Annotated in this window: 5 protein-coding genes; 2 read left to right on the top strand and 3 right to left on the bottom strand. The window is 47.1% G+C overall.

The window, feature by feature from the left end; translation table 11 throughout:
* Window positions 1-95: 95 nt before the first annotated feature.
* Both CAG68_RS21360 and aqpZ read left to right on the top strand, forming a co-directional pair.
* The gene (locus CAG68_RS21360; protein WP_017820793.1) at window positions 96-344 is read left to right on the top strand and encodes a YkgJ family cysteine cluster protein; all 249 of its coding nucleotides are present in this window, start codon (window positions 96-98) and stop codon (window positions 342-344) included.
* Window positions 345-571: 227 nt separating this feature from the next.
* Window positions 572-1270 (top strand): aquaporin Z, encoded by a 699-nt coding sequence (aqpZ, locus tag CAG68_RS21355; RefSeq protein WP_054866366.1) that lies wholly within the window; start codon window positions 572-574, stop codon window positions 1268-1270.
* Window positions 1271-1321: 51 nt separating this feature from the next.
* Here the strand turns inward: aqpZ and recR are convergent, their stop codons facing one another.
* The 3 genes from recR to dnaX all read right to left on the bottom strand — a co-directional run.
* Complete coding sequence (gene recR / locus CAG68_RS21350) at window positions 1322-1921, bottom strand: recombination mediator RecR (RefSeq protein ID WP_005380619.1); 600 nt, start codon at window positions 1919-1921, stop codon at window positions 1322-1324.
* Window positions 1922-1951: 30 nt separating this feature from the next.
* A complete protein-coding gene (locus tag CAG68_RS21345; protein WP_005380618.1) occupies window positions 1952-2281 on the bottom strand; it encodes a YbaB/EbfC family nucleoid-associated protein in 330 nt (109 codons plus the stop codon).
* Window positions 2282-2363: 82 nt separating this feature from the next.
* Window positions 2364-4391 (bottom strand): DNA polymerase III subunit gamma/tau (gene dnaX, locus CAG68_RS21340; protein WP_237667913.1); only part of this gene is annotated, 2028 nt, incomplete at its 5' end.

Genomic DNA, 4391 nt, shown 5'->3' with positions numbered 1-4391 from the left:
GTTAAGCGCGCCCTTTTATTTTTTTCTTTCTTCACTCTTCCAATCCACGTCAAAATGACCATAATTGCCCCCTTAATTTTTAAGAGGTTTACATTATGGATTGTCGATTAGGATGTGGAGCGTGCTGTATTGCGCCAAGTATCTCTTCACCAATACCTGGAATGCCCAAGGGCAAACCTGCAGGTGTTCGTTGTGTGCAACTCAACGACGACAATTTGTGCAAGCTATTTGGTAAGCCTGAACGCCCCAAAGTCTGTCACGATTTTAAACCGTGTCCGATTGTATGCGGCAACACCAATCAAGAAGCACTCGACAACATCACTGAATTAGAACAATTGACGTAACGCGACTCTAGACCACACGTTTAAAGTTAGTACCTCGGTTGTTTCTCTCCGAGGCAGTAATCAAAGCAAACTCAAGATTTAGCACTCCCCCTCAGCCTTTTATCTCACCCTTGAGAACTCTTGCCACATAGCGTTCCATTTGCGGTTTTTGCGCGATCTCCCTCACAATTTATTGACAATTCTCGACTATGTTCAGCGGGTCATTTAATTAAAGATCAGGAAAGAACATGAATAAGTATTTGGCTGAGGCTTTTGGCACGTTCTGGCTAGTGTTAGGCGGCTGTGGTAGCGCGGTGTTGGCTGCGGGTTTCCCTGAAGTGGGTATTGGTCTGTTGGGCGTTTCTTTGGCATTCGGTTTAACCGTTCTGACGATGGCATTTGCTATCGGTCATATTTCAGGTTGTCACTTGAACCCTGCAGTGACAGTTGGCCTTTGGACTGGCGGTCGTTTTGAGACAAAAGACGTTGCTCCCTACATCATCTCACAGGTTATCGGCGGGCTTATCGCAGGTGGCGTGCTTTACGTTATTGCATCTGGACAAGCAGGATTCGATGTTGTGGGTTCTGGCTTTGCCGCCAATGGTTATGGTGAACACTCTCCAGGCCAATACTCGATGATCGCTGCACTTGTGACTGAAGTTGTCATGACGATGATGTTCCTGATTGTCATTATGGGTGCAACAGACAAACGTGCGCCACAAGGCTTTGCACCTATCGCAATTGGCCTGTGTTTGACTCTCATTCACCTGATCAGCATTCCTGTCACCAATACGTCAGTAAACCCTGCTCGTAGCACGGCAGTCGCAGTATATGTGGGTGACTGGGCGGTTTCTCAGCTATGGCTGTTCTGGATTGCTCCTATTGTGGGTGGCGTGCTTGGTGCGGTTATCTACAAAAACCTTCTTGGTAAAGAATCGAACGATTAATCGTTCCTAACTCCCAAAATCAAAAAAGCCGCTGAATTCAGCGGCTTTTTATTAAATTCTGTGTCGACCTAATAGCGAATGTGACAACGTCGTGCCATCAACAAGCTCTAGCTCCCCACCGACAGGCACACCATGCGCGATGCGGCTGGCATCAACTTGGTGCTCTTTACATAGCTCTGCGATGTAGTGGGCAGTGGCTTCACCTTCAACTGTTGGGTTTGTCGCCAAAATCACTTCGGTAATATCACCGCGACGTAAGCGGTAATCAAGGACATCCAATCCAATATCACTTGGACCAATACCATCTAATGGCGACAAATGCCCCATAAGAACAAAATACCGACCAGAATATTGGCCTGTTGCTTCAACGGCTGCGATGTCTGCCGGGCTTTCTACCACACAAATTTGACCATTTTCTTGGCGTTTTGGGTTGGTACAAATGTGACAGACTTCTTCTTCGGTGAAGGTTCGACACTCAGTACAATGACCTATTTCTGTCATTGCCTGACTCAGCGCATCTGCAAGCTGCAAACCGCCTTTTCTATCGCGCTGTAACAAATGAAAGGCCATACGCTGCGCTGACTTGGGGCCAACCCCAGGTAGACAACGTAAGGCCTCCATCAATTGCTCCAGCATATGACTGGTACGCATTAAAAGTCCGCTTAATTAAATATCAGCAGATTAGAATGGCATTTTCATGCCTGGTGGTAGTTGCATACCGCCAGTTACAGAAGCCATTTTCTCTTTTTGAGTTTCTTCAACACGACGGGCTGCATCGTTGAACGCCGCAGCGATCAGATCTTCAAGCATTTCTTTGTCGTCTTCCATCAAACTTTCATCGATGTCAACACGACGTACGCTGTGACTACCAGTGATAGTAACTTTAACTAGGCCAGCACCAGACTCGCCAGTTACTTCCATATTCGCGATTTCTTCTTGAAGCTTTTGCATGCGATCTTGCATTTGCTGGGCTTGCTTCATTAGGTTGCCCATACCGCCTTTACCAAACATGTTTATCTCTCTGGTTTAATGAGGTGTTGCATCAATTAATGGGGTTATACCTTTGGGTTTTCAACCCCATTCCATTCGATTATTAGATAGGGCGCACACTATCTTTATCAAGCTCTGCAGCAAAACGACGTTCAATAAATTGAACATTTGGGTCGTTTTCTAAACTGTTCAGCGCTTGCTGTAATTTCTCTTGGTAGAGCCTATCTCTCAGTTCAAGTGGTGTTTCTCCACTCTCCCCTATTTCGATGCTCATGTGGCACTCTTCACCTAACACGGTATTAAGTGCTTTGAGCAATTCGGCTTGAGCTCTATCAGTATTCAAATGAGCTTGGCTGCTTCTCAATAGTAACGAAACGGTTGTTCCTTCCTTACTATAATGAGAGTTTAGCGCAAGTTGCTCTACCAGCTTAGGGATCTCCATTAAGCTGATTAGCTTCGCCCATTCATTATGTTCTAACGATTCATCGATGAGCTTTTGTGCCATTTCAGGCGTTTTCTCATGCTCAAGTGCCTGCTTGAGCTGCGTAGGTGTCAGTTTTGTATTTACTTTTGTCTCAACAGGCTTGCTTGGACGCCAGCGATACGCTTCCTCAACTTGTGGCTCCGTCGACTTCGGAGCTAAGTTTGGCGACACCTGCGCGGAATTGCCATGCAATTGCGCTACTCGGTCGATAACCGATTCTGGTTGTGCAGATGCCGCTTTAGACTTTTTTGAGCCACCATTTTGAGGAGTGTTCTGTTGTAGGCCTTGACGCTGAGAACGTAATTGGTGACGTAAACCGCTTAGACCACCGCGCGCTGGTGTTGAAACGCTCTCTTGCATTTGTTGAGGTGGTGTTTCATGCTGCGGTGCAGGGTTTTCGCTCATCGGCGGCGCCATATCATACTGTGGCGGAACCGTCTCATATCCACTCGCGTGATATTCAGGTTGTGAATTGGATGAAGGTTGAGGCGCCACTTGTGGTGAGCTTTGTGCTGGACTCGGCTGCTGAGCTCGAGGAGCTGCTACTGTCCGAGCTGGTGCAGTCTTTGATTGACTGGCACTTTGAACTGGGACTGAAGCTGGTTCGCAGTTACTGGAAACAACATTTGCCCCACTGTTACTTGATGGGCGGAACGCCATCATACGCAGCACAATCATTTCCAGACCGACTCGCCCATTTGGCGAGAGAGTCAAATCTTCACGACCTTTCAATGCAATTTGGTAGTAAAGCTGAACGTCTTGCGGACTTAGTGCTTTACTCAACAACTCGATTTTTTCTGCATCTGGCTGCGCTCGGTCTAGCGACGCTGGCAGCGCTTGATACATCGCAATTCGATGAAGCTGTGTTGCGACTTGCTGCAACAAACCATCCCACTCAACACCATTTGCTGCTAATTGCTGGATTTTATCCATGGCTTGTTGAGGTTGCTTGCTGCTGATTGACTCTAGTAAGTGAATCGCTTGGTCGGTATCAATCGTCCCCAACATGTGGCTGACAATATCGGTTTGCACCGCACCGTTACCTAAAGCAATTGCTTGATCGGTCAAGCTGAGAGCATCACGCATACTGCCATCTGCAGCATGTGAGATCATACCCAACGCTTTTGGCTCTGCTGAAACTTGCTCTTGACCTAGGATGTAATCAAGTTGCTGGTGAATATCATCAACGCTGATTGGTTTCAGATGAAACTGAAGACAACGCGACAATATAGTGACAGGCAGCTTTTGTGGATCAGTTGTTGCGAGTAAGAACTTCACATACTCTGGCGGCTCTTCCAGGGTTTTCAACAACGCATTGAAAGAGTGACGCGATAGCATGTGCACCTCATCGATGAGGTACACTTTAAAACGTCCACGAGCAGGTTTGTATTGAACGTTGTCTAACAGTTCGCGAGTGTCTTCAACTTTAGTACGTGATGCCGCGTCGATTTCAAGAAGATCGACAAAGCGACCTTCATCAATTTCACGACAAGTATCACACTTACCACAAGGTGTCGCGGTAATGCCGGTTTCGCAGTTCAAGCCTTTGGCAAACAACCTACCGATACTCGTTTTACCCACACCACGAGTGCCGCTGAACAGATAAGCATGGTGTAAACGGTTTTGCGCCAGTGCGTTTTCCAACGC

The organism is Vibrio sp. V42_P2S4T144 (assembly GCF_009904715.1).
GTDB classification, from domain to species: Bacteria; Pseudomonadota; Gammaproteobacteria; order Enterobacterales; family Vibrionaceae; genus Vibrio; species Vibrio alginolyticus.
Note: the sequence above shows the minus strand (reverse complement) of the source record. Positions and strands in the feature narration are given on the sequence as shown.

Coding starts and splice junctions, on each gene's coding strand:
- CAG68_RS21360 (WP_017820793.1), top strand. CDS start 96: ATGGATTGTCGATTAGGATGTGGAGCGTGCTGTATTGCGCCAAGTATC.
- recR (WP_005380619.1), bottom strand. CDS start 1,921: ATGCGTACCAGTCATATGCTGGAGCAATTGATGGAGGCCTTACGTTGT.
- aqpZ (WP_054866366.1), top strand. CDS start 572: ATGAATAAGTATTTGGCTGAGGCTTTTGGCACGTTCTGGCTAGTGTTA.
- CAG68_RS21345 (WP_005380618.1), bottom strand. CDS start 2,281: ATGTTTGGTAAAGGCGGTATGGGCAACCTAATGAAGCAAGCCCAGCAA.